This is a genomic window from Xylanivirga thermophila (genome assembly GCF_004138105.1).
In the GTDB taxonomy this organism is placed as follows: domain Bacteria; phylum Bacillota; class Clostridia; order Caldicoprobacterales; family Xylanivirgaceae; genus Xylanivirga; species Xylanivirga thermophila.
This window is the reverse complement of the sequence record NZ_RXHQ01000062.1, coordinates 1-4,127: the sequence shown is the minus strand read 5'-3', so window position 1 is coordinate 4,127 and position 4,127 is coordinate 1. Positions and strand designations below refer to the sequence as shown.

At 34.8% G+C, this 4,127-nt stretch carries 4 protein-coding genes and 1 tRNA gene; 2 read left to right on the top strand and 3 right to left on the bottom strand.

The window, feature by feature from the left end:
• Positions 1-151: 151 nt before the first annotated feature.
• Both vanT and EJN67_RS13815 read left to right on the top strand, forming a co-directional pair.
• Positions 152-1,279 carry a serine racemase VanT catalytic subunit gene (vanT, locus tag EJN67_RS13820; RefSeq protein ID WP_129725012.1) on the top strand — a complete coding sequence of 376 codons (1,128 nt, stop codon included), beginning with the start codon at positions 152-154 and terminating at the stop codon, positions 1,277-1,279.
• Positions 1,280-1,378: 99 nt separating this feature from the next.
• Complete coding sequence (locus EJN67_RS13815; protein ID WP_129725011.1) at positions 1,379-3,007, top strand: MBL fold metallo-hydrolase RNA specificity domain-containing protein; 1,629 nt, start codon at positions 1,379-1,381, stop codon at positions 3,005-3,007.
• A 69-nt stretch (positions 3,008-3,076) separates the two neighbouring features.
• Here the strand turns inward: EJN67_RS13815 and EJN67_RS13810 are convergent, their stop codons facing one another.
• The 3 genes from EJN67_RS13810 to EJN67_RS13800 form a co-directional block, all read right to left on the bottom strand.
• Positions 3,077-3,247, bottom strand: a complete 171-nt coding sequence (locus EJN67_RS13810) for an aspartyl-phosphate phosphatase Spo0E family protein (RefSeq protein ID WP_129725010.1) — start codon at positions 3,245-3,247, stop codon at positions 3,077-3,079.
• A gap of 155 nt (positions 3,248-3,402) precedes the next feature.
• A complete protein-coding gene (locus tag EJN67_RS13805) occupies positions 3,403-3,618 on the bottom strand; it encodes a hypothetical protein (RefSeq protein WP_129725009.1) in 216 nt (71 codons plus the stop codon).
• A gap of 225 nt (positions 3,619-3,843) precedes the next feature.
• A tRNA-Leu gene (locus tag EJN67_RS13800) sits at positions 3,844-3,932 on the bottom strand.
• Positions 3,933-4,127 lie beyond the last annotated feature (195 nt).

Genomic DNA, 4,127 nt, shown 5'->3' with positions numbered 1-4,127 from the left:
AGGGAAGTAATGGTAAGTAGAATTGGAAATTTTAAAGTGAATATTAATCAAAAAGTAGGGGTGAAGCTAAAAAGCCGAACCTTGAAATAAAGTAAGATTAAGCTCTTCGAGTTTTCGAGAGCCTACAGCACTTTGAAGGGAGGGGAAAAAAATCAATTTTAAAGAAGGCAGGGCATGGGCGGAGATTAATCTAACGAACCTGTGTCACAACTTAAAAGTATTAAAAAAGATTTTACCACGGGGTTGTGAATTTATGGCAGTTGTAAAGGCAAATGCATATGGCCATGGAGATGTTGAGGTTTCAAAGGCATTAAATAGGGCGGGAGTCTATTCCTTTGCAGTAGCAACAATTACGGAAGGTATTGATCTACGTAAACATGGTGTGGAAGGTGATATTTTGGTATTGGGGTATACTAATCCTAAGGATATATCAAGCCTAGTTCATTATCATTTAATTCAGACAGTAGTTGATAGTACCTATGCAGAAACATTGAATAGATACGGTAAAAAAATAAAGGTGCATATAAAGCTAGATACGGGTATGCATCGCTTGGGAGAAATGTTTGATAATATCTCAAATATTAAGAGAATATATGGATGTAAAAACCTAATTATAGGGGGGACCTACTCCCATCTATGTGTAGCGGATAGTTTAACCCCTTCTGATATTGAATTTTCCAGGTACCAAATAGATTGTTTTTATCAAACAATAAAATGCATGGATGATTTAGGGCTTGATCCGGGTAAAATACACATTCAAAGCAGTTATGGGGTGCTTAATTATCCAGAACTTCAATGTGATTATGCCCGTATTGGAATTGCCCTTTATGGTGTATTAAGCAGCAAAGATGATAAAACAAAATTATCTGTAGATTTGCGCCCTGTGCTTTCCCTGAAAGCAAGAATAGTTACGATTAAACAGATTGCAATAGGAGAAACTGTTGGATATGGACGTCAATTTACTGCCGATAGGGATACAAAAATTGCAGTTGTGTCTATTGGATATGCCGATGGTCTACCAAGAAATCTATCTTGCGGTAGGGGTGCTGTGCTGATAAATGGTGAATATGCCCCTATTATTGGTAGGGTTTGTATGGATCAGTTGATGGTTGATATTACCCATATTAAAAATGTAGAACAAGGTGATGTTGTTACTATTATTGGACAGGATGGAAGAGGAAGAATTAGTGCTGAGCAGATTGCCAAAGAGTCGGGGACAATAACAAATGAGTTGTTAAGTAGATTGGGAAACAGGCTTGAAAGGATTTATTCTAGATAGGTATATGGAGGAAAATAAGATTTTTTGTAGAATAATATTAATATACAAAATGAAAGCATATCCTATCTAAAATAAGCCTTATACAGGGGGATTTTTATTATGAATATTAAATTTTTAGGTGCTGCAAAAGTAGTTACAGGCTCAAATATATTGATAACAACTGATAGGTATAAAATCCTTTTGGACTGCGGCATGTTTCAAGGCAGTGAACAGCTGGAAAAATTGAATTTTGAGGCGTTTGGATACGATCCATCGGAAATAGATTTTTTAATATTGAGCCATGCCCATATAGATCATAGTGGAAGGATCCCAAAGCTTGTGAAAGAGGGTTTTAAGGGGAAAATTATATCCACTAGGGCCACTTATGATCTATGTAAAATAATGCTTGTAGATAGTGCAAATATTCAGCAATCGGATGTAGAGTGGGAGAATAGAAAGAGGGAAAGGGCAGGTAGACCCCCTGTAGAACCATTGTATACGGTAGATGATGCAAATTTAAGCCTAAAATATTTTGAAACCTATCTATATGACCAAAGGATTGAGTTAAATGAAGATATTGTTGTGAGATTGAGGGATGCAGGCCATATACTGGGCTCAGCCATAATAGAATTATGGATACGGGAGGACTCAAACTTTACGAAGATTGTGTTTTCCGGTGATCTGGGCATGCCGGGGCATACCATAATCAATGATCCTGATTTTATAGAGGATGCGGATTATCTAATAATGGAATCCACCTATGGTGATAAGATACATGATGATATAAAGGAAAGTGCAAAAAGATTGGTGGAAATTATAAACTCCACTACTATGAGGGGCGGGACGGTTATCATACCTTCCTTTGCTGTAGGAAGGACTCAGGAAATAATATATGAGCTTAATAAGTATTACGAATATGATAAGAATGTAGATGAATTCATGAAGATCCCCATATATGTAGACAGTCCTATGGCCGTTATGGCCACGGAAGCCTTTACAAAAAACTCTAATTGCTTTAATGAGGAAACAAAAGGGCTCATATTAAGGGGAGATAATCCATTTGAATTTGCTAATTTGTTCTATATAAAGACTCAAGAGGAATCCATGATGCTTAATAAATATAATTTTCCAAAAGTTATCATATCGGCTAGCGGTATGTGTACTGCAGGCAGGATACGCCATCATCTAAAGCACAATATATGGGATAGTAAAAACAGTGTGGTATTTGTGGGCTATCAAGCAGAGGGCACCCTTGGCAGATTGATACTGGATGGGAGAAAAAATATAAAGATCCTTGGTGAAGAGATAAGGGTGGATGCACAAATACATGATCTTGAGGGATTTTCCGCACATGCAGATCAAAGGGTACTTATGGACTGGGTTAGGGGTTTTAAAATAAAACCTAAAAAGATATTTTTAGTCCATGGAGAGGAGACAACAGAGGTTTTAGCAGACTTAATAGAGAGTGAACTGGATATAGAGACAATCATACCAAACTTAGGTGATGCATTTGAAATAAAGGATGTAGTATTAAGAAGTCAAATCGGCGATACATTAGAGCCTGTAAAGAAAAAACAGGAGATAGAAAAGGAATTACAGAGGGTATATGATCAATTTGAAGCCCTTGTATACAGGACGGATAAATTGATAGATCCTGATTTTTTAGATGGTGAATACGACAGATTGAAGAATGAATTATTGGAGTTGCAGAAAAAGCTTATGGATATAAATATTATTTTGGGAAAATAAATTAGATAACAAAAGACCAATGCAAAAAAACCTTGGTCTTTTTATTTCGCATATTTTAAGCTAATATAACTACATCTTTTTAATAATCAAGTTGTTATATTTGTTAATAACATTATTAAGGTCCTGACTAGCCTTAATGATTTCAGGGTCTTGTAAATTAAAGTTTTTTTCCTTGATTAACTCATTTAAATTGGTCTTTAATTTATCTACATCTCTAAGAAGTTTTTCTATTTCGGACATATTAGCACCTCCTATATAAAATAGGATGCTTTATATAAATTCAAATATTCTAAACAATAATGTATTTTGGGACATTTATTATTGATTGGCATATTTGGCGATATGACTAAAGTATATTTGAGCATACAACTTTTGTTTTTGGGTAGGAGTATTTATTAATTACCAAATGCTTTTATTAGTTTAAAATAAATTATTAGTACCATAATCAGGCTAGCAACACCATAAATTAATCTTTTTCTAAAATCTTTTTTTCTTTTAGCTTCAGCAGAGATCTTTGCCCTTCTTTCTTCTTCGTCTAATCTAGCCTTATGTCTAATTGTTTCTTCCTTATATATGGGGTTTTGGGTAATATATTCATCGTTTATCTTCATAACAGATCACCTCGATATAAAATATATGCTATACACGTAAGATAAATGATGTTTGCCTCGGAGAATCCCAGGTCTTTAGTACATAGGCGTATTTAAAAGATTCATAGTTTTGTAGTATTCCAATGTTACGGATCGATGTTATATTTAGGGTTAGGTTATTAATAAAAAACCCATAATCTCAAAACCTTGAAATTTCAACGGTTTCAACGATTATGGGTTACACTTTGGTGCCGAAGGCGGGAGTCGAACCCGCACGGGGTTTAAGCCCCACTGGATTTTGAGTCCAGCGCGTCTGCCAATTCCACCACTTCGGCATATCCGGCGACAACAAATATAATAACATAATAAATATATTAATGCAATAGGTTTTTTTAGAAAAATTAAGGTTCGTTGTATAATTAAATGCAACACCAAAAAAATATAGAACCATAGCGAGAAAATCATGTATAATATTTTTAACCAAAAAAAAATAATACAGTGAGGTGCTCGCTATGGCTAATTCTAATTGT